The organism is Microbacterium sp. che218 (genome assembly GCF_040436305.1).
GTDB lineage: Bacteria > Actinomycetota > Actinomycetes > Actinomycetales > Microbacteriaceae > Microbacterium > Microbacterium algihabitans.
The window spans coordinates 1,659,473-1,677,081 of record NZ_AP031501.1 but is presented as its reverse complement, the minus strand read 5'-3'; the positions used below and the strand labels follow the sequence as shown (position 1 = coordinate 1,677,081).

Annotated in this window: 28 protein-coding genes; 26 read left to right on the top strand and 2 right to left on the bottom strand. The window is 67.5% G+C overall.

The genetic code is table 11. The features are described 5' to 3' along the window. The first annotated feature begins 13 nt into the window (after positions 1-13). From rplV to ABXS86_RS07805, 26 genes are all read left to right on the top strand, one after another. Positions 14-412, top strand: coding sequence for a 50S ribosomal protein L22 (gene rplV / locus ABXS86_RS07930; protein WP_013584010.1), 399 nt, complete (start codon positions 14-16; stop codon positions 410-412). Beyond that, positions 412-1,170 (top strand): 30S ribosomal protein S3, encoded by a 759-nt coding sequence (rpsC, locus tag ABXS86_RS07925; protein WP_307209124.1) that lies wholly within the window; start codon positions 412-414, stop codon positions 1,168-1,170. The genes rplV and rpsC overlap by 1 nt, the downstream gene beginning before the upstream one ends. Continuing rightward, positions 1,170-1,589 (top strand): 50S ribosomal protein L16, encoded by a 420-nt coding sequence (gene rplP / locus ABXS86_RS07920; RefSeq protein ID WP_013584008.1) that lies wholly within the window; start codon positions 1,170-1,172, stop codon positions 1,587-1,589. The genes rpsC and rplP overlap by 1 nt, the downstream gene beginning before the upstream one ends. Next, positions 1,589-1,900, top strand: coding sequence for a 50S ribosomal protein L29 (rpmC, locus tag ABXS86_RS07915; RefSeq protein ID WP_144829719.1), 312 nt, complete (start codon positions 1,589-1,591; stop codon positions 1,898-1,900). Before rplP ends, rpmC begins: the two co-directional genes overlap by 1 nt. Then, entirely contained in the window at positions 1,900-2,226 is a 327-nt protein-coding gene (gene rpsQ, locus ABXS86_RS07910) for a 30S ribosomal protein S17 (RefSeq protein WP_144829716.1), read from the top strand. Before rpmC ends, rpsQ begins: the two co-directional genes overlap by 1 nt. 35 nt (positions 2,227-2,261) lie before the next feature. Continuing rightward, entirely contained in the window at positions 2,262-2,630 is a 369-nt protein-coding gene (gene rplN / locus ABXS86_RS07905) for a 50S ribosomal protein L14 (protein WP_013584005.1), read from the top strand. A gap of 2 nt (positions 2,631-2,632) precedes the next feature. Next, complete coding sequence (gene rplX / locus ABXS86_RS07900) at positions 2,633-2,992, top strand: 50S ribosomal protein L24 (protein ID WP_094736303.1); 360 nt, start codon at positions 2,633-2,635, stop codon at positions 2,990-2,992. Between the two features lie 2 nt (positions 2,993-2,994). Then, on the top strand, positions 2,995-3,585 hold the full coding sequence (gene rplE / locus ABXS86_RS07895; protein ID WP_144829713.1) for a 50S ribosomal protein L5: 591 nt from the start codon (positions 2,995-2,997) through the stop codon (positions 3,583-3,585). Positions 3,586-3,677: 92 nt separating this feature from the next. Further along, entirely contained in the window at positions 3,678-4,076 is a 399-nt protein-coding gene (gene rpsH / locus ABXS86_RS07890) for a 30S ribosomal protein S8 (RefSeq protein WP_094736305.1), read from the top strand. A gap of 6 nt (positions 4,077-4,082) precedes the next feature. Then, positions 4,083-4,619, top strand: a complete 537-nt coding sequence (gene rplF, locus ABXS86_RS07885; protein ID WP_144829709.1) for a 50S ribosomal protein L6 — start codon at positions 4,083-4,085, stop codon at positions 4,617-4,619. Between the two features lie 2 nt (positions 4,620-4,621). Beyond that, complete coding sequence (gene rplR, locus ABXS86_RS07880; protein WP_056226271.1) at positions 4,622-4,981, top strand: 50S ribosomal protein L18; 360 nt, start codon at positions 4,622-4,624, stop codon at positions 4,979-4,981. Beyond that, the gene (gene rpsE / locus ABXS86_RS07875) at positions 4,978-5,661 is read left to right on the top strand and encodes a 30S ribosomal protein S5 (RefSeq protein WP_144829707.1); all 684 of its coding nucleotides are present in this window, start codon (positions 4,978-4,980) and stop codon (positions 5,659-5,661) included. Before rplR ends, rpsE begins: the two co-directional genes overlap by 4 nt. Then, positions 5,661-5,846 carry a 50S ribosomal protein L30 gene (gene rpmD, locus ABXS86_RS07870; protein ID WP_013583998.1) on the top strand — a complete coding sequence of 62 codons (186 nt, stop codon included), beginning with the start codon at positions 5,661-5,663 and terminating at the stop codon, positions 5,844-5,846. The genes rpsE and rpmD overlap by 1 nt, the downstream gene beginning before the upstream one ends. Next, the gene (gene rplO / locus ABXS86_RS07865) at positions 5,846-6,379 is read left to right on the top strand and encodes a 50S ribosomal protein L15 (protein WP_144829702.1); all 534 of its coding nucleotides are present in this window, start codon (positions 5,846-5,848) and stop codon (positions 6,377-6,379) included. The genes rpmD and rplO overlap by 1 nt, the downstream gene beginning before the upstream one ends. Positions 6,380-6,488: 109 nt before the next feature. Continuing rightward, positions 6,489-7,811, top strand: coding sequence for a preprotein translocase subunit SecY (secY, locus tag ABXS86_RS07860; protein WP_076673717.1), 1,323 nt, complete (start codon positions 6,489-6,491; stop codon positions 7,809-7,811). Further along, positions 7,808-8,404 carry an adenylate kinase gene (locus ABXS86_RS07855; RefSeq protein ID WP_251506279.1) on the top strand — a complete coding sequence of 199 codons (597 nt, stop codon included), beginning with the start codon at positions 7,808-7,810 and terminating at the stop codon, positions 8,402-8,404. Before secY ends, ABXS86_RS07855 begins: the two co-directional genes overlap by 4 nt. A gap of 1 nt (position 8,405) precedes the next feature. Continuing rightward, positions 8,406-9,245, top strand: a complete 840-nt coding sequence (gene map / locus ABXS86_RS07850) for a type I methionyl aminopeptidase (protein ID WP_353666150.1) — start codon at positions 8,406-8,408, stop codon at positions 9,243-9,245. Further along, positions 9,245-9,949 carry a DsbA family protein gene (locus tag ABXS86_RS07845; RefSeq protein ID WP_353666149.1) on the top strand — a complete coding sequence of 235 codons (705 nt, stop codon included), beginning with the start codon at positions 9,245-9,247 and terminating at the stop codon, positions 9,947-9,949. The genes map and ABXS86_RS07845 overlap by 1 nt, the downstream gene beginning before the upstream one ends. 141 nt (positions 9,950-10,090) lie before the next feature. Beyond that, entirely contained in the window at positions 10,091-10,312 is a 222-nt protein-coding gene (gene infA / locus ABXS86_RS07840; RefSeq protein ID WP_013583992.1) for a translation initiation factor IF-1, read from the top strand. Between the two features lie 60 nt (positions 10,313-10,372). After that, positions 10,373-10,489, top strand: coding sequence for a 50S ribosomal protein L36 (rpmJ, locus tag ABXS86_RS07835; RefSeq protein ID WP_005050492.1), 117 nt, complete (start codon positions 10,373-10,375; stop codon positions 10,487-10,489). Positions 10,490-10,631: 142 nt separating this feature from the next. Continuing rightward, positions 10,632-11,006, top strand: a complete 375-nt coding sequence (gene rpsM, locus ABXS86_RS07830) for a 30S ribosomal protein S13 (protein WP_056226287.1) — start codon at positions 10,632-10,634, stop codon at positions 11,004-11,006. A gap of 36 nt (positions 11,007-11,042) precedes the next feature. Then, complete coding sequence (gene rpsK, locus ABXS86_RS07825; RefSeq protein ID WP_013583990.1) at positions 11,043-11,441, top strand: 30S ribosomal protein S11; 399 nt, start codon at positions 11,043-11,045, stop codon at positions 11,439-11,441. Between the two features lie 178 nt (positions 11,442-11,619). Continuing rightward, complete coding sequence (locus ABXS86_RS07820; protein ID WP_058230893.1) at positions 11,620-12,609, top strand: DNA-directed RNA polymerase subunit alpha; 990 nt, start codon at positions 11,620-11,622, stop codon at positions 12,607-12,609. A gap of 41 nt (positions 12,610-12,650) precedes the next feature. After that, the gene (gene rplQ / locus ABXS86_RS07815; RefSeq protein WP_307209146.1) at positions 12,651-13,214 is read left to right on the top strand and encodes a 50S ribosomal protein L17; all 564 of its coding nucleotides are present in this window, start codon (positions 12,651-12,653) and stop codon (positions 13,212-13,214) included. 86 nt (positions 13,215-13,300) lie between these two features. Next, positions 13,301-14,158, top strand: coding sequence for a tRNA pseudouridine(38-40) synthase TruA (gene truA, locus ABXS86_RS07810; protein WP_307209149.1), 858 nt, complete (start codon positions 13,301-13,303; stop codon positions 14,156-14,158). Positions 14,159-14,249: 91 nt separating this feature from the next. Then, entirely contained in the window at positions 14,250-14,945 is a 696-nt protein-coding gene (locus ABXS86_RS07805; RefSeq protein WP_307209150.1) for an endonuclease/exonuclease/phosphatase family protein, read from the top strand. A gap of 70 nt (positions 14,946-15,015) precedes the next feature. On the opposite strand, the gene ABXS86_RS07800 is transcribed toward ABXS86_RS07805, so the two are convergent. Together ABXS86_RS07800 and ABXS86_RS07795 are read right to left on the bottom strand one after the other, a co-directional pair. Beyond that, positions 15,016-15,588: a hypothetical protein gene (locus tag ABXS86_RS07800; RefSeq protein ID WP_307209152.1), complete on the bottom strand. Its 573-nt coding sequence runs from the start codon at positions 15,586-15,588 to the stop codon at positions 15,016-15,018. Between the two features lie 176 nt (positions 15,589-15,764). After that, on the bottom strand, positions 15,765-17,534 hold the full coding sequence (locus tag ABXS86_RS07795; protein WP_353666148.1) for a DUF4012 domain-containing protein: 1,770 nt from the start codon (positions 17,532-17,534) through the stop codon (positions 15,765-15,767). Positions 17,535-17,609: the final 75 nt, after the last annotated feature.

The following is a 17,609-nucleotide window of genomic DNA, read 5'->3' as shown; positions in this document are numbered from 1 at the left end:
GGAGGAGAGAGAAATGGTGGAGTCCATCGCACGTGTGCGACACATCCGCGTGACCCCTCAGAAGGCTCGTCGCGTCGTCGCGCTCATCAAGGGCAAGCAGGCCGAAGAGGCCCTTGCGATCCTGAAGTTCGCGCCGCAGGGCGCGAGCGAGCCGATCTACAAGCTCGTCGCCTCGGCGATCGCGAACGCTCGCGTCACCGCTGACAAGACGAACGAATACCTGGATGACGCCGACCTGTACGTGAAGAACGCGTACGTCGACGAGGGCACGACGCTCAAGCGTTTCCAGCCCCGCGCTCAGGGTCGCGCCTTCCAGATCAAGAAGCGCACGAGCCACATCACGGTCGTGCTCGCGACGCCCGAGACCGCTGAGGCGGCCCCGGCTCGCGCCAACAAGAAGGCGAGCAAGTAATGGGACAGAAGGTCAACCCGTACGGCTTCCGCCTCGGCATCACCACCGACCACGTGTCGCGGTGGTTCTCGGACTCGACGAAGCCCGGTCAGCGTTACGCCGACTACCTCGCCGAGGACATCAAGATCCGTCGCCTGCTGACCACCTCGCTCGACCGCGCCGGTGTCAGCAACATCGAGATCGAGCGCACGCGTGACCGCGTTCGCGTCGACATCCACACCGCCCGTCCGGGCATCGTGATCGGTCGCCGCGGCGCCGAGGCCGAGCGCATCCGCGCCGACCTCGAGAAGCTCACCAGCAAGCAGATCCAGCTGAACATCCTCGAGGTCAAGAACCCCGAGGCTGACGCTCAGCTGGTCGCGCAGGGTGTCGCCGAGCAGCTGTCTGCTCGCGTGGCGTTCCGTCGCGCAATGCGCAAGGGTCTGCAGGGCGCGCAGCGCGCCGGCGCCAAGGGTGTTCGCATCCAGGTGTCGGGCCGTCTCGGCGGCGCCGAGATGAGCCGCTCGGAGTTCTACCGCGAAGGCCGTGTGCCCCTGCACACCCTCCGCGCGAACATCGACTACGGCTTCTACGAGGCCAAGACGACCTTCGGCCGCATCGGCGTGAAGGTCTGGATCTACAAGGGCGACCTCACCAACAAGGAGCTCGCCCGCGAGCAGGCCAACGCACCGAAGTCGCGCGGTCGTGACGACCGCGGTGGCGACCGCCGTCGTGGCCCGCGCAACGAGGCCCCCGTGGCAGAAGGAGCGTCGGCGTAATGCTCATCCCCCGCAAGGTCAAGTACCGCAAGCAGCACCACCCCGGTCGCTCGGGCCAGGCCACCGGTGGCACCACGGTGTCGTTCGGTGAGTTCGGCATCCAGGCGCTGACCCCCGCTTACGTGACCAACCGTCAGATCGAGTCCGCTCGTATCGCCATGACGCGTCACATCAAGCGTGGTGGAAAGGTGTGGATCAACATCTACCCCGACCGTCCCCTCACCAAGAAGCCCGCCGAAACCCGCATGGGTTCCGGTAAGGGTTCCCCCGAGTGGTGGGTCGCGAACGTCAAGCCGGGCCGCGTCCTCTTCGAGGTCGCGGGTGTGAACGAGGAACTCGCTCGAGAAGCACTGACCCGTGCCATTCACAAGCTGCCCCTGAAGGCACGCATCATCAAGCGCGAGGAGGGCGACGCGTAATGGCGATCGGCACCAAGCAGCTCGCTCCGAGCGAGCTCGACACGTTCGAAGACCAGCGCCTCGTCGAGGAGCTGCGCAAGGCCAAGGAAGAGCTGTTCAACCTGCGCTTCCAGTCGGCCACCGGCCAGCTCGAGAGCCACGGTCGCATCCGTGCAGTCAAGCGCGACATCGCGCGTCTGTACACCGTGATCCGTGAGCGCGAGCTCGGCATCCGCGCCACCCCGGCCCCGGTCGAGGCGACGAAGGCGAAGAAGAGCAAGGCGAAGAAGGCGGATGCCGCTGACGACGCCACGAAGGAAGAGGCGGAGTAATGGCTACCGCGAAGAAGGCCGAGGCGCAGGTCGCCGGCCACGAGCACGCCGAGAACGACGTCCGTGACGAGAACGCCCGCGGTTACCGCAAGGCGCGTCGTGGATACGTGGTCAGCGACAAGATGGACAAGACGATCGTCGTCGAGGTCGAGGACCGCGTGAAGCACCCGCTCTACGGCAAGGTCATCCGTCGCACCTCGAAGGTCAAGGCGCACGACGAGTCCAACTCGGCGGGCATCGGCGACCTCGTCGTCATCAACGAGACCCGTCCGCTGAGCGCCACCAAGCGCTGGCGCCTGGTCGAGATCCTCGAGAAGGCCAAGTAAGCCTCGCGGCTTACTTGGAATCCAAGGAGTAAACAGTGATTCAGAACGAATCCCGGCTGAAGGTCGCCGACAACACCGGCGCCAAGGAGCTGCTCACCATCCGCGTGCTCGGCGGCTCCAACCGTCGTTACGCCGGCCTGGGCGACGTCATCGTCGCCACGGTCAAGGACGCGATCCCGGGTGGAAACGTCAAGAAGGGCGACGTGGTCAAGGCCGTCGTCGTCCGTGTCGTCAAGCAGACCCGCCGTCCCGACGGCTCGTACATCAAGTTCGACGAGAACGCCGCCGTGATCCTGAAGAACGACGGGGAGCCCCGCGGCACCCGTATCTTCGGACCGGTCGGTCGTGAGCTTCGTGACAAGAAGTTCATGAAGATCGTCTCGCTCGCCCCGGAGGTCATCTGATCATGGCGAAAATCAAAAAGGGCGACCTGGTTCAGGTCATCTCGGGTGCCAAGCCCGAGCGTGGCGGCGACCGCGGCAAGCAGGGCAAGGTCCTCGAGGTCTTGACCGAGCAGAACCGCGTCATCGTCGAAGGCGTGAACTACGTCACCAAGCACAACCGCGTGGGCCAGTCCCAGCGCGGCACGAAGACCGGTGGCATCGAGACCTTCGAGGCCCCGATCCACATCTCCAACGTCGCGCTCGTCGACCCCTCGACCAAGAAGCCGACCCGTGTCGGTCACCGTGTCGAGGAGCAGGTGAAGGACGGCGTCAAGCGCACCGTCCGCGTGCGCTTCGCGAAGAAGTCAGGCAAGGACCTCTGAACATGAGCACCGTGACTGCCGCGGAGGCTGGCAAGATCCAGCCCCGCCTGAAGCAGAAGTACAACGCCGAGATCAAGAAGGCGCTGCAGGACGAGTTCGGCTACGAGAACGTCATGCAGATCCCCGGCCTGGTCAAGGTCGTCGTGAACACCGGTGTCGGCGAGGCCGCTCGTGACAGCAAGGTGATCGATGGTGCGGTCGACGACCTCACCAAGATCACCGGTCAGAAGCCCGTCGTCACCAAGGCCCGCAAGTCCATCGCGCAGTTCAAGCTGCGCGAGGGCCAGGCCATCGGCGCGCACGTCACCCTTCGTGGCGACCGCGCGTGGGAGTTCGTCGACCGTCTGGTGAACCTCGCGCTGCCCCGCATCCGCGACTTCCGCGGTCTGTCGGCCAAGCAGTTCGACGGCAACGGCAACTACACCTTCGGTCTCCAGGAGCAGTCCGTGTTCCACGAGATCGATCAGGACCGCATCGACCGCGTGCGTGGTTTCGACATCACGATCGTCACCACCGCCAAGACCGACGACGAGGGTCGCTCGCTGCTCCGCCAGCTGGGCTTCCCCTTCCAGTCGGCCGACGCGCAGGCCTGACCCTTCGGGCCCCCGGGTTTCCGGGGGCCCGTCATCGAAGGTCGGCTGTCGTGTAACGGCAGCCGAAACCTCATGAAAGAAAGAAGCAAGACATGACGATGACAGACCCGGTCGCAGACATGCTGACCCGTCTGCGCAACGCGAACTCGGCGCACCACGACTCCGTGTCGATGCCGAGCTCGAAGCTCAAGACCAACATCGCAGCCATCCTCAAGCAGGAGGGTTACATCGCCGACTGGAACGTCGAAGACGCCCGCGTCGGCCAGACCCTCAACATGACGCTGAAGTACGGCCCGAACCGCGAGCGGTCCATCGCCGGCATCAAGCGCGTGTCGAAGCCCGGCCTTCGCGTGTACGCGAAGTCGACCGAGGTCCCCACGGTCCTCGGTGGCCTCGGCGTCGCCATCCTGTCCACCTCCTCCGGTCTCCTCACGGACCGTCAGGCCGAGCAGAAGGGCGTCGGCGGGGAAGTCCTCGCCTACGTGTGGTGATCTGACATGTCGCGTATTGGACGTCTTCCCATCGACATCCCCGCCGGAGTCACCGTCTCGGTGAACGGTCGGGAGGTCAACGTCAAGGGCCCCAAGGGCGAGCTCGCGCTCACCGTTGCGCAGCCCCTCGAGGTCGCGGTCGAGGAGAACCAGGTTCTCGTCACCCGCCCCGACGACGAGCGCGAGTCGCGGTCGCTCCACGGCCTGACCCGCACTCTCATCAACAACAACATCATCGGTGTCACCCAGGGCTACTCCAAGGGCCTCGAGGTCGTCGGTACGGGTTACCGCGTGGCGCAGAAGGGCAGCTCGATCGAGTTCGCCCTCGGCTTCTCGCACCCCGTCCTCATCGAGCCGCCCGCCGGCATCACCCTCACGGTCGAAGGCAACAACAAGGTCACCGTGAGCGGCATCGACAAGCAGGCCGTCGGCGAGGCCGCCGCCAACATCCGCAAGATCCGCAAGCCCGAGCCGTACAAGGGCAAGGGTGTGCGGTACGCGGGCGAGGTCGTGCGCCGCAAGGCCGGAAAGAGTGGTAAGTAGCCATGGCTGTCAAGACAAAGTCCGTAGCCCGCTCGCGTCGCCACCTGCGTCTTCGCAAGAAGATCGTCGGCACCGAGCTGCGCCCCCGCCTCGTGGTGACGCGTTCCGCCCGCCACGTGTTCGTCCAGGTCGTGGACGACAGCAAGGGCCACACCGTGGCCTCCGCTTCCACCCTCGAGACCGACCTGCGCGGTTTCGACGGTGACAAGACCGCCAAGGCCCGCAAGGTCGGCGAGCTCGTCGCCGAGCGTGCGAAGGCTGCCGGCGTGTCCGACGTCGTGTTCGACCGTGGCGGTAACCGCTACGCCGGCCGCGTCGCCGCGATCGCCGACGGAGCTCGCGAAGGAGGGCTGAACCTGTGAGTGACAACAAGGAGACCGAAGTGACCACCGAGCAGACTGCACCGGCTGAGGGTGCGGCTGCGGCTCAGGCCCCCGCCGAGCGTGAGCGTGAGCCGCGTCGCGGTGGTCGCGAGCGCAACACCAACCAGCGCGACCGTGGTTCGCGCGACCGCAACGAGAGCCAGTTCCTCGAGCGCGTCGTGACGATCAACCGCGTGTCCAAGGTGGTCAAGGGTGGCCGTCGCTTCAGCTTCACGGCGCTCGTCGTCGTGGGCGATGGCAACGGCGTCGTGGGTGTCGGTTACGGCAAGGCCCGCGAAGTCCCCCTCGCCATCTCGAAGGGTGTCGAAGAGGCCAAGCGCAACTTCTTCCGCGTCCCCCGCTCGGGCTCGACCATTCCCCACCCCGTCCAGGGTGAGGCCGCTGCCGGTGTGGTGCTCCTGCGCCCCGCCGCTGCCGGTACCGGTGTTATCGCCGGTGGTCCCGTCCGTGCCGTCCTCGAGTGCGCCGGCATCCACGATGTCCTCTCGAAGTCGCTCGGTTCGTCGAACACGATCAACATCGTGCACGCGACCGTCGCGGCTCTGAAGTCGCTCGAGGAGCCCCGTGCCGTGGCCGCCCGCCGTGGCCTGGAGTTCGACCAGGTCGCCCCGGCCCGCCTCGTGCGCGCCGAGGCCGCCGCCCAGAAGGTAGGTGCCTGATGGCCGAGCGTCTGAAGGTCACGCAGATCAAGTCCAAGGTGAGCGAGAAGCAGAACCAGCGTGACACGCTGCGCTCGCTCGGTCTGAAGCGGATCGGCGACTCGGTCGTCCGTCCCGACGACGCGCAGACGCGCGGTTACGTCAAGACCGTCGCCCACCTCGTCAAGGTTGAGGAGATCGACTAATGGCTGCCAAGAAGGACGAGACCGCCACGGTCGACGCCCCGAAGAAGGCAACGGCCCGTAAGACGGCCGCCAAGAAGGAAGCCCCCGCGGCGCGCCCCGGCGTGCTGAAGGTCCACCACCTGCGTCCCGTCCCGGGTGCTCACACCGCCAAGACCCGCGTGGGTCGCGGTGAGGGCTCGAAGGGTAAGACGGCTGGTCGCGGTACCAAGGGAACCAAGGCCCGTTACCAGGTCCGGGTCGGCTTCGAGGGTGGGCAGATGCCGCTGCACATGCGCACCCCGAAGCTCCGCGGCTTCAAGAACCCGTTCCGCGTCGAGTACCAGGTCGTGAACCTGGAGAAGCTCGCCGAGCTCTACCCGCAGGGTGGCGACGTGACCGTCGCAGACCTCGTGGCCAAGGGTGCCGTCCGCAAGAACGAGAAGGTCAAGGTGCTCGGCACCGGCGACATCTCGGTCGCGCTGACCGTTTCGGTCGACAAGGTCTCCGGCTCCGCTGAGCAGAAGATCGTCGCCGCAGGCGGCTCCGTCAACTGACGCCCGACCCCGAAGGGGCCGGCGGCCTTCCGGCCGTCGGCCCCTTCTGGGTTAGTCTGATTTGGTGTGCGCCCCGTCGCGCGCCGAGATCGTTCTGGAGGATTCTCCCTTGTTCAGCGCCATCGCGCGGGTTTTCCGCACGCCCGACCTGAGGCGGAAGATCGCCTTCACGCTGGGCATCATCGCCATCTACCGGCTGGGTGCCCACGTGCCGACGCCCTTCGTCGACTTCCCCAACGTTCAGCAGTGTCTGAATCAGTCGGGTGGGACCGAGGGCCTTCTCTCCCTGGTCAACCTGTTCTCGGGCGGCGCGCTCCTGCAGCTGTCGATCTTCGCGCTGGGAGTGATGCCGTACATCACGGCGACCATCATCGTGCAGCTGCTGCGCGTGGTCATCCCGCACTTCGAGACGCTGTACAAAGAGGGCCAGGCCGGTCAGGCCAAGCTCACCCAGTACACCCGGTACCTGACCATCGCTCTCGCGCTCCTGCAGTCGACGACTCTCGTCACCGTGGCGCGGTCGGGTCAGCTCTTCGGTTCGGCCGGAGTGCCCGAGTGCCAGCAGTTGCTCACCAACGACATCTGGTGGGCGCAGCTGCTCATGATCATCACGATGACCGCCGGTACCGGCCTGGTCATGTGGTTCGCCGAGCTGGTCACCGAGCGCGGTGTCGGCAACGGCATGTCGATCCTCATCTTCACCTCCATCGCCGCCACGTTCCCCGGCGCGATGATCTCGATCCTCAACGCCCGTGGCGTCGAGGTGTTCCTCCTCGTGCTGGCGGTCAGCATCGTGATCGTCGCCTTGGTGGTGTTCGTCGAGCAGTCGCAGCGTCGCATTCCCGTGCAGTACGCCAAGCGAATGGTCGGACGCCGTACGTACGGCGGCACGAACACCTACATCCCGATCAAGGTCAACATGGCCGGTGTCGTGCCCGTCATCTTCGCCTCGTCGCTGCTGTACATCCCCGCCCTGATCGCGCAGTTCAACCAGCCGCAGGCCGGCCAGGAGCCCGCCCCTTGGGTCACGTGGATCTCGCAGTACCTCACGCGCGGTGACCACCCGCTGTACATGCTGATCTACTTCCTCCTGATCATCGGTTTCGCCTACTTCTACGTCGCGATCACCTTCAACCCGGTCGACGTCGCCGACAACATGAAGAAGTACGGCGGGTTCATCCCCGGCATCCGCGCGGGTCGCCCGACGGCCGAGTACCTCGACTACGTGCTCACTCGCATCACGCTGCCCGGCTCGATCTACCTCGGCCTGATCGCCCTCCTGCCTCTCGTCGCGCTGGCGACCGTGGGTGCCAACCAGAACTTCCCGTTCGGCGGAGCGTCGATCCTCATCATCGTGGGTGTCGGTCTCGAGACGGTGAAGCAGATCGACGCGCAACTCCAGCAGCGTCACTACGAAGGGCTGCTGCGATGACCGCGCGTCTTCTGATCGTGGGCCCGCAGGGCTCGGGCAAGGGAACCCAGGGCGTCCGCGTCGGGGAGGCCCTCGGCATCCCGGTCGTCTCCACGGGCGACGTCTTCCGTGCCAACGTGAAAGACGGCACCGAGCTCGGCCTCCAGGTGAAGTCGATCATCGACGCGGGCGATCTCGTTCCTGATGAGCTGACCAGCGCGGTCGTGCGCGACCGCCTCTCGCAGGAGGACGCCGCCGAAGGCTTCCTCCTCGACGGATACCCCCGCAACCTCGCTCAGGTGATGCATCTCGACGAGTTCCTCGAGGGTCGCGACGAGGCGCTCGACGCCGTCATCGCCCTCGTCGTGCCGCGCGAGGAGTCGCTGTCGCGTCTCACCGCCCGCGCCACGGAGCAGGGCCGTGCGGACGACACCGAAGAGGCCATCGCGACCCGCCTCGGCATCTACGAGCGTGAGACGGCGCCGATCCTCGACGTGTACGGCACGCGCGGCATCGTCGACGAGATCGACGGCGTCGGCAGCCTCGACGAGGTCACCGCGCGCATCTTCGCGGCGCTCGAGGCGCGCGGCATCGTCGCCACGTCGGCTGCCTGACGTGGTGTTGCGCTCCTCCATCTACAAGAAACCCGCCCAGCTGCGGTCGATGATCGAGCCGGGGCTCATCACGGCAGACATGCTGGCCGCCGTGCGCGGAATGATCGAGCCGGGCGTGACGACGCTTCAGCTCGACGCCGAGGCCGCGCGGGTGCTCGGCAGCCGCGGTGCGAAGTCGAACTTCCAGATGGTGCGCGGCTACCGGCACACGATCTGCGCGTCGGTGAACGAGCAGGTGGTGCACGGGATCCCCAACGAGCGCCCCCTGCAGGCGGGCGACATCCTCTCGATCGATGCCGGCGCGGAGTTCCGCGGTTGGAACGGTGACTCGGCCTTCACCGTGATCGTGCCGGGAGAAGCGTCCGAAGAGATGGTGGCGCCGCGTCGCCGCCTCTCAGAGGTCACCGAGGGGTCGCTCTGGGCCGGTATCGCGGCACTCAGCCGTGCCTCGCACCTCGCCGAGGTGGGAGCCGCCATCCAGCAGTACATCGACGACAACGCCCCCGCCGGCGGATACGGCATCCTGCGCGACTACGTCGGGCACGGTATCGGCCGCAAGATGCACGAGTCGCCGAGCGTGTTCAACTACGCCGTCGACGATCTGGGTCCCGAGGTGCGCCCCGGTCTCGCCGTGGCGATCGAGCCGATGGTGGTCATCGGCGATCAGGCGACGCAGGTCGAAGGCGACGGGTGGACCGTCACGACCATCGACGGCACGGCCGGCTCCCACTGGGAACATAGTGTCGCCGTGCATGATGGAGGCATCTGGGTGCTGACCGCGCACGATGGCGGAGCCGAGAAACTCGCGCCGTTCGGCGTGGTGCCGAAGGAGATCGACTGATGATGATGGCCGCTGTGCGGAAGTCCACCAACTGGTTCGCAATCGGAGTCACGGCCGCCGCGGTCGTGGTGGTCCTGATCGTCGGCGGAGTGGTGTGGTTCGCCAACAGCCAGGTGGGCTCGCCGGGAACGCTGCCCCAGTCGTCGGCCGTCAACACCGAGACCGGTGCGATCGCGGTAGGTACCGGCCCGAAGACGGTCGACACCTACATCGACTTCATGTGCCCCATCTGCAACCAGTTCGAGCAGAGCTACGGCCCCACTCTCGACCAGCTCGTGGCGGATGACCAGATCACCCTGAACATCCACCCGATCTCGATCCTCGACCGGGCATCGCAGGGAACCCAGTACTCGACCCGGGCCGCATCGGCCGCGTACTGCGTGGCGGTCGATGACCCGGCCAACGTTCCGGCGTTCGTGAAGGCCCTCTACGCGCAGCAGCCGTCGGAGAACACCGCGGGGCTCGACGACGCGACGCTGGCCTCGATCGCGTCCTCGGCGGGTGCATCGGATGCCGTGACTTCCTGCATCACCGACGGGACCTACGAGAAGTTCGTGACGGCGATGACGCAGAAGACTCCGGTCCAGCCGGGGCAGAGCGGCATCGCAACCCCGACGATCGCCGTCGAAGGAACCGTGCTGTCGAACCAGAACGATCTGACCGGCGACCCGCAGAAGGACATCGTCGCCCGTATCAACGACTGACGACACTCCCGGCGAGTTGCCGGGTCAAGCGATACCACGTATGCTTGATCTTTGGTGCGTTGCGCCTTGATTGGCGTGTCGAAGCACCGAATCCCCATCCACCGCAGACCGGCCGGTCTGCAACTGAGCGTGAGCGAGTATATGGCGAAGAAAGACGGTGTCATCGAGATCGAGGGCACGGTGTCCGAAGCACTGCCCAACGCGATGTTCCGTGTCGAGCTGACGAACGGGCACAAAGTGCTCGCGACCATCTCGGGCAAGATGCGACAGAACTACATCCGCATCATCCCCGAGGACCGCGTCGTCGTCGAACTGAGCCCTTACGACCTCACCCGCGGTCGTATCGTCTACCGCTACCGCTGAGTCCGGCCGAGAAGTAACGAGCCGCTCCCGCGGCCTCGAAGACAGCGAAACAGGAACATCATGAAGGTCAACCCCTCCGTCAAGCCCATCTGCGACCACTGCAAGGTGATCCGTCGTCACGGGCGCGTGATGGTGATCTGCAAGAGCAACCCGCGCCACAAGCAGCGCCAGGGCTGAGCTTCCAGCTCCACACCTTTCCAACTGAATACACATCGGCAGGATCAGATCCCGTTCGCTCACGCGGACGGGGGACACCTCGGGTCGGAGGCCCGAGCACCGATCCTGCTCCACACCTCCACGACACTCTGAGGAGAGCCGCATGGCACGTCTCGCCGGCGTCGACATCCCGCGCGACAAGCGCGTGGTGATCGCACTTACTTACATCTACGGCGTGGGTCGCACCCGCTCCGTCGAGATCCTGAACGCCACTGACATCAGCCAGGACATTCGCGTCAAGGACCTCACCGACGACCAGCTGGTCGCTCTGCGCGACCACATCGAAGGCACCTACAAGGTGGAGGGTGACCTCCGTCGCGAGGTCGCCGCCGACATCCGCCGCAAGGTCGAGATCGGTTCCTACGAGGGCCTGCGCCACCGCCGCGGCCTCCCGGTGCGCGGTCAGCGCACGAAGACGAACGCGCGTACCCGCAAGGGTCCCAAGCGCACCGTCGCCGGCAAGAAGAAGGCGCGCTAAGCCGCGGGCTGAGCGTCAGGATTCAGGAGAACGCACATGGCACAGGCCAAGTCCGCCGCGCGCAAGCCGCGCCGCAAGGAAAAGAAGAACATCGCCGTGGGTCAGGCCCACATCAAGTCGACGTTCAACAACACCATCGTTTCGATCACCGACCCCTCGGGTGCCGTCATCAGCTGGGCTTCGTCCGGCGGTGTCGGGTTCAAGGGCTCGCGCAAGTCGACGCCGTACGCCGCCGGCATGGCCGCGGAGTCGGCCGCTCGCCAGGCGCAGGAGCACGGCGTCAAGAAGGTCGACGTCTTCGTGAAGGGTCCGGGTTCGGGTCGTGAGACCGCGATCCGCTCGCTCACCGCAGCCGGCCTCGAGGTCGGCTCGATCCAGGACGTGACGCCGCAGGCCCACAACGGCTGCCGTCCGCCCAAGCGTCGCCGCGTCTGATGCGTTTCGTTCCCGGGGAGTGTTCGTCACTCCCCGGGAACGCCGCGCTCTCGCGCGATTCAGACTTCCGGATGCCCCGCGCGGCCGTCGAGGCCACGCGGCATCCCGCGAGTACAACTCAACACCTCACCCCATTACACGTGTCATATAGCGGGCACGTGATCGAAAGGAACACATAGTGCTCATCGCACAGCGTCCCACTCTGACCGAGGAGAAGATCGGGGAGTTCCGCAGCCGTTTCGTCATCGAGCCGCTGGAGCCCGGCTTCGGTTACACGATCGGCAACGCGCTGCGTCGCAGCCTCCTGTCGTCGATCCCCGGCGCGGCCGTCACGAGCATCCGCATCGACGGCGTCCTGCACGAGTTCAGCACCATCCCGGGCGTGAAGGAAGACGTCACCGAGATCATCCTGAACATCAAGCAGCTGGTCGTCTCGAGCGAGCGCGACGAGCCCATCACGGCGTACCTGCGCAAGACCGGCGCCGGTGAGGTCACCGCCGCCGACATCTCCGCTCCCGCGGGTGTCGAGGTGCACAACCCCGAGTTGGTCATCGCGACGCTCAACGACACCGCCAAGTTCGAGCTCGAGCTGACGATCGAGCGTGGCCGCGGCTACGTCTCGGCGACCCAGAACCGCAACGAGTACGCCGAGGCCGGTCAGATCCCGATCGACTCGATCTACTCGCCCGTGCTCAAGGTCAGCTACCGCGTCGACGCCACCCGTGCCGGTGAGCGCACCGACTTCGACAAGCTCGTCCTCGACGTCGAGTCGAAGGCCTCGATCGCCCCGCGCGACGCCGTGGCCTCCGCCGGCCGCACCCTCACCGAGCTGTTCGGCCTCGCCCGCGAGCTGAACGTCGAGGCCGAGGGCATCGAGATCGGCCCCGCGCCGGTCGAGACCGTCCTCTCGAACGAGCTGTCGATGCCGATCGAAGACCTGGACCTCTCGGTCCGCTCGTACAACTGCCTCAAGCGCGAGGGCATCAACACCGTTTCGGAGCTGGTCGCCCTTTCGGAGACGCAGCTGATGAACATCCGCAACTTCGGTCAGAAGTCGGTCGACGAGGTGCGCGACAAGCTCACCTCCCTCGGCCTGTCGCTCAAGGACTCGGTGCCCGGCTTCGACGGCGCCCAGTTCTACAGCGGCTACGACGAAGAAACCGTCTGACGCGTCAGACCCGACCGAACCTTTTCCAGGAGTAACACGACATGCCCAAGCCCACGAAGGGTCCCCGCCTCGGAGGCGGCCCGGCCCACGAGCGTCTGCTTCTCGCGAACCTCGCGGCAGCCCTCTACACGCACAAGTCGATCAAGACGACCGAGACGAAGGCCAAGCGCCTCCGTCCGCTCGCCGAGCGCCTCATCACCTTCGCCAAGCGTGGCGACCTGCACGCGCGTCGTCGCGTGCTGGGCGTCATCGGTGACAAAGAGGTCGTGCACACCCTCTTCACCGAGATCGCGCCGCTGGTGGCCGACCGTGAGGGCGGCTACACCCGCATCACCAAGGTCGGCAACCGCAAGGGCGACAACGCGCCCATGGCCGTGATCGAGCTCGTTCTCGAGCCCGTCGCGAAGAAGGCTTCGAACAAGGCTGCTGCGGCCCCCGCCGCCGCTGCCGCCCCGGCTGCTGCCGAGGAGCCCGCCGCCGACGAGACCGCCGTTGAGGAGACCTCGAACGACGAGGCCGCCGAGGCCGGCGCCGAGTCGCCCGAGGAGGGCGCGGCCGCCGAGGCCGCCGCCGACGACGCCGTCACGGACGACGCCAAGGCCTGAGCCCTCCCGCTCGCACGAAGCCCCCACCCGTCAGGGTGGGGGCTTCGTCGTTCTCGCGCCCCCTTCGACGCTCGTAGGCTGGGGGAGTGCGCATCCGCCTCGACATCTCCTACGACGGCACGCACTTCCGCGGGTGGGCGCGACAGCCGAGTCTGCGAACCGTGCAAGGAGTGCTCGAAGACGCCCTGTCGCGCATCGTCGGAGGGTCGCCGCGTCTCATCGTCGCGGGCCGCACCGACGCCGGTGTGCACGCGTCGGGCCAGGTGGCGCATCTCGACCTCGACGACGAGCAGGAGGCCCGCCTTCCGCGACGACGGCGTGACAACGACGAAGGCGACGCGGTCGCGGCGTTGGCCGGCCGCGTGCGTGGCGTACTGGGCGCCTATCCCGACGTGACGGTTCGACGCACCTCCACGGCTCCGGAGGGGTTCGACGCGCGCTTCTCGGCGGTGTGGCGGCGGTACAGCTATCGACTGGCCGACGCGGCCACCGGGTACGACCCGCTCGATCGCCTTCGCACGACGACGGTGCGCAGCGCGCTGGATCTCGAGGCGATGGATGCCGCCGCCTCTCGTCTCATCGGGCTCCACGATTTCGCGGCGTACTGCAAAGCCCGTGAAGAGGCGACCACCATCCGTACCCTGCTCGAGTATGACTGGCGACGAGGCGACGACGGGGTGCTGGTCGCGAACGTCCGCGCGGACGCCTTCTGCCACAGCATGGTGCGCGCCCTGGTGGGTGCGTGCGTCGCCGTAGGGGAGGGGCGCATCGCGGTGGATGACGTGGTGGCGATCCGCGACGCGCGCATGCGCATCCCTGAAACGAAGGTGCTGGCGGCGCGGGGTCTCGTCCTCGCCGAGGTCGGTTACCCGGCGGACGAGCTGCTCGCCTCCCGTGCGGAGCAGACGCGTGCGCGCCGCGACGCAGACGTCGCCGACTCCTGATCTCCGAGTCGACGGCATCCGGAATCGCCCGTTGCGAGTGTGTGCAACCCCTCGGCTCGCCCCGAGCCGACGGTCGTAGGCTGTGTTCGCCATGAAGGTCATCTCGTACAACCTCAACAAGCACCGCGCTGCCGGTGAGCTCGTCGACCTCGTCGAGGCCCACGAGGTCGACGTGCTCTGTCTGCAGGAGTGCGACGCGAACGACATCCCCGCTCAGATCGGTGGTCTGCGGCTCGCGGAGGCGACGCAGCGCAATCGCCTCGGACTCGCCCTGTACTACCGCGAGAACACCTTCCGTGCGGAGGAGGTGCGCGCGATCGCGTTGAAGAAGTCCCTCCACGACCGTGTGCTGAAACCGGCTGAAGAGCGGATGCTGGGGGTGCGCCTCAGCGACATCGACACGGGCCGCGACGTGATCGTCGCCTCGTTCCACGCCGCGCCCCTGACTGCGCTCAACTCCCTGCGGCGGCATCAGATCCGCACCGCTCTGACCGAATTGCAGAACCTCGGACCGGGGCTGCCCGCTCTCATGGTCGGCGACTACAACTACCCGGTCTTCAAGGAGAACCTGGGGCAGAAGGTCCGCGACCAGGGATACGAACTCACGCTGAGCGATGCGCGCACGTACACGAGGTACCGCGTGTTCCGCGGGCATTACGACTTCGCGACGTCGATCGGCTTCGACATCGCCCACATCAAGACCCTCCCGCAGGGGCTGAGCGACCATCTCCCGATCCTCATCACGGCCGAGGTGACGCAGGGGCATCGCGCCCCCGTCGCCGGCTGACCCGCGGTCAGAGGGAACGCGAAAGGAGGGGCCGTCGATACGACGGCCCCTCCTGTACGTGTGTCGGTGCTCAGGCCTCGACGCGACGACGGCGACGGATGCTCGCGCCGATCGCGACGGCCCCACCGGCGAGGACGAGCGCGCCTCCGCCGATCCAGAGGCCCGCCGCGGCGCCGCCGTCGACACCGGTGACGGCGAGTCCGCCCTTCGAGGGGTTCGATGCCGAACCCGAGTCCGCCGTGGTCAGCGTCACCGTCGCGTGCAGGACGCGTCCGCTCGACGCGCCGGTGAAGGTGAAGTCGTAGGATCCCTTGCCGTTCGCGGGCATCTTGACCGGGACGCGGAGCGACCCGTTCGACGACTTGCCGCGCAGCGAGGTGTTGGTCTCGACCTTGGCCGAGGCGAGGGTGATGCCACTGGCGTTGATGCCGGTGACCGAGATGAGAACGTCTTCGTCGCCGACGAAGGGGGTTCCGGGAGTGGTGAAAGTGGTGACGTTGCCGGCCGGCAGCGTGGCCGGGTTGGCGACGATGGCGCCCGCGTCGGTGTACGCGTTGGCGGCCGTGGGGGCCATCAGCGCGGCCGCGGCGAGCGAGAGCGCGGCGACGGCCCGGATGATCGTGGTCTTCATGGTGTGCCCCATCTGCTTAGCGTGGTCGAGCCGGATGCCGTGTCGGAGGGGACGCGGCGTCTTCCGCGACCGCATGACATGGCGGCTCCTTTGCCCGAGTCTGTCGGTCGGGCCGTGTGCGACCCGGCGGAAAGGGCTCGCTTTCACGCGACAGCGGGGCAGACTTCACCAGGGGGTCCGGCGCGGCGTCACTCACCGGACCGACACGTGCCTGCTCGCGGCACCTCGTCGGGGATGCGGGTGGGCGTCGAGACCGCGCTGACCGCGGTCACGCCCGGCACGGAGACGGTGACATCGAGATCGGCGCTCTCTCCCGGTGCGAGTTGCACCGACCACTTCAGCACCCGACGGCCGTCGTGCACGCCGCCGGCGAAGCCCGGGGGATCGCCGTCGCTTGTCGTGCGCTGGCCGACGATCTCGGCGCCGGGAGGCAGGTAGACGTAGACCCCGGTCAGCACGTCGCCCGGGGGCACACCGTGCTCACCACCACCGGTGACGTAAGAGGGCAGCGTGGCAGGGTCGGGGGCATCGCTGCGCAGCGTCACGTGCACGGACGCCATTCCCTCGCCGCACGACGCGGTCTCGACCTGCGGGTGCAGGTAGTAGTCCATCTTCGAGCCGGTGCCGTCGTTGAGGTAGACCCCGAAGACCCCGGTGCCGGCATCGGAGGCCGGCAGGGCCCCCTGCAGAGTGGTGCCGTCGAGGAGCGCCTGCTGCGCGGCATCCGCGTTCCACGCGAGCAGGCGTCGCTCGAGCCCTGCGCGACGGACCGCGTCGATGAGAGCAGCCGGGTCGGCGCGACCATCGGCGATCGCTTGGAAGACGGCCGTCGACGCGCTCTGGAAGAACGCGTCCTGCTCCCTCGAGTCGGAGTAACGGCGATACACCTCGTCGAGCAGGAGGGAGACGGTGTTGTCGGCGGTGAGCTGATCTCCCGACGGGAGGGCGACGGGCCCGGTGGCGCGCAGCAGGTACGACAAGGTCACAGGATCGACGGCGACGACGGCGTCGACCTCGGTACCCGAGAGGCGTCGCCACAGCTCGCGAGCGACCGGGGCTCCCACCGAGAAGTCGGGCACCTGGGTGGCGTTCTGGACGAACCGTGCCGGCCGGGTGTCGTAGATGCTCTGCACCTCGGCCGGGAGCTCCCCTGCGGGCGAGGTGGCGACGGGCTCGAACTCCGGGCTGGAGGCCTGCGCGACGAGCGTCAACCGTCCGTCATCGGCGTCGAGTTGGGCGACGGCTCCGACGACGCCGCCGAGGGAGCGCCACTCGGCGTTGTTCTCGAAGAGCACGAGCGTCGACCGGGGGCCGTCGGCTCCGAGCATGCCCGGCACGAGCAGGGTCGCCCGTCTGAGCGCGTCGGCGTCGTCGGCGGCGGTGTCGAGCTGCTGCGCCGAGGCGGTGACGGCATCGGCGAGTCGGCCGAGGAGGGGAGCCCGTTCGATGCCGGCCACGTCATCGGCGGCGGCCCGCAGTGCGGCGGCGGCCGTCGAGGCGGCGGGCGCGACCTCGGCCAGCCGGGCGACGTCGAAGGCGCCGCCGACGGGCCGGAGAGACTCGGGAGACAGGCCCGCCGAGGCCTCGGCGAGCGGTTCGAAGGCGGTCGCGACGGCGTCGTCGATCGCAGCGGCGGTGCGGGTCAGCGCGTCGAGCTGCGGCCCGACCCACGGGAGCGCCATCGACGCGGTCCAGATCGGATCGCTCGTCAATTCCCGCGCCGCGCGGGTGTCGGCGCCGACCGTCGAGAGGCGGGAGAGGGCGGCGGCGAGATCGTCGCCGTCGGCGGCTGCAGCGGAGACGCCGGCCTGCGCGGACGCGAGGTGGCCCGCCGCGAGCGCCCCTCGCGTGCCGATCCAGGCGGCGGCGGCGAGACCCAGCACGAGCACTCCGACCACCGTCCAGGCGAAGACGGAGGCGGCCGGCGTGGCCGACGAGCGGCGGGGAGGGCGGATCACGCCGAAAACTGTAAGCCTGCCGCATCCGCGCACCGGACCGCGTCGACCGCGGCCACCTACACTGGGAGGAACGAC

Excerpts from the sequence above, each read along its gene's own strand:
- rplV (WP_013584010.1), top strand. The coding sequence starts at position 14 with ATGGTGGAGTCCATCGCACGTGTGCGACACATCCGCGTGACCCCTCAG.
- rpsC (WP_307209124.1), top strand. The coding sequence starts at position 412 with ATGGGACAGAAGGTCAACCCGTACGGCTTCCGCCTCGGCATCACCACC.
- rplP (WP_013584008.1), top strand. The coding sequence starts at position 1,170 with ATGCTCATCCCCCGCAAGGTCAAGTACCGCAAGCAGCACCACCCCGGT.
- rpmC (WP_144829719.1), top strand. The coding sequence starts at position 1,589 with ATGGCGATCGGCACCAAGCAGCTCGCTCCGAGCGAGCTCGACACGTTC.
- rpsQ (WP_144829716.1), top strand. The coding sequence starts at position 1,900 with ATGGCTACCGCGAAGAAGGCCGAGGCGCAGGTCGCCGGCCACGAGCAC.
- rplX (WP_094736303.1), top strand. The coding sequence starts at position 2,633 with ATGGCGAAAATCAAAAAGGGCGACCTGGTTCAGGTCATCTCGGGTGCC.
- rplE (WP_144829713.1), top strand. The coding sequence starts at position 2,995 with ATGAGCACCGTGACTGCCGCGGAGGCTGGCAAGATCCAGCCCCGCCTG.
- rpsH (WP_094736305.1), top strand. The coding sequence starts at position 3,678 with ATGACGATGACAGACCCGGTCGCAGACATGCTGACCCGTCTGCGCAAC.
- rplF (WP_144829709.1), top strand. The coding sequence starts at position 4,083 with ATGTCGCGTATTGGACGTCTTCCCATCGACATCCCCGCCGGAGTCACC.
- rplR (WP_056226271.1), top strand. The coding sequence starts at position 4,622 with ATGGCTGTCAAGACAAAGTCCGTAGCCCGCTCGCGTCGCCACCTGCGT.
- rpmD (WP_013583998.1), top strand. The coding sequence starts at position 5,661 with ATGGCCGAGCGTCTGAAGGTCACGCAGATCAAGTCCAAGGTGAGCGAG.
- rplO (WP_144829702.1), top strand. The coding sequence starts at position 5,846 with ATGGCTGCCAAGAAGGACGAGACCGCCACGGTCGACGCCCCGAAGAAG.
- ABXS86_RS07855 (WP_251506279.1), top strand. The coding sequence starts at position 7,808 with ATGACCGCGCGTCTTCTGATCGTGGGCCCGCAGGGCTCGGGCAAGGGA.
- ABXS86_RS07845 (WP_353666149.1), top strand. The coding sequence starts at position 9,245 with ATGATGATGGCCGCTGTGCGGAAGTCCACCAACTGGTTCGCAATCGGA.
- infA (WP_013583992.1), top strand. The coding sequence starts at position 10,091 with ATGGCGAAGAAAGACGGTGTCATCGAGATCGAGGGCACGGTGTCCGAA.
- rpmJ (WP_005050492.1), top strand. The coding sequence starts at position 10,373 with ATGAAGGTCAACCCCTCCGTCAAGCCCATCTGCGACCACTGCAAGGTG.
- rpsM (WP_056226287.1), top strand. The coding sequence starts at position 10,632 with ATGGCACGTCTCGCCGGCGTCGACATCCCGCGCGACAAGCGCGTGGTG.
- rpsK (WP_013583990.1), top strand. The coding sequence starts at position 11,043 with ATGGCACAGGCCAAGTCCGCCGCGCGCAAGCCGCGCCGCAAGGAAAAG.
- rplQ (WP_307209146.1), top strand. The coding sequence starts at position 12,651 with ATGCCCAAGCCCACGAAGGGTCCCCGCCTCGGAGGCGGCCCGGCCCAC.
- ABXS86_RS07805 (WP_307209150.1), top strand. The coding sequence starts at position 14,250 with ATGAAGGTCATCTCGTACAACCTCAACAAGCACCGCGCTGCCGGTGAG.
- ABXS86_RS07800 (WP_307209152.1), bottom strand. The coding sequence starts at position 15,588 with ATGGGGCACACCATGAAGACCACGATCATCCGGGCCGTCGCCGCGCTC.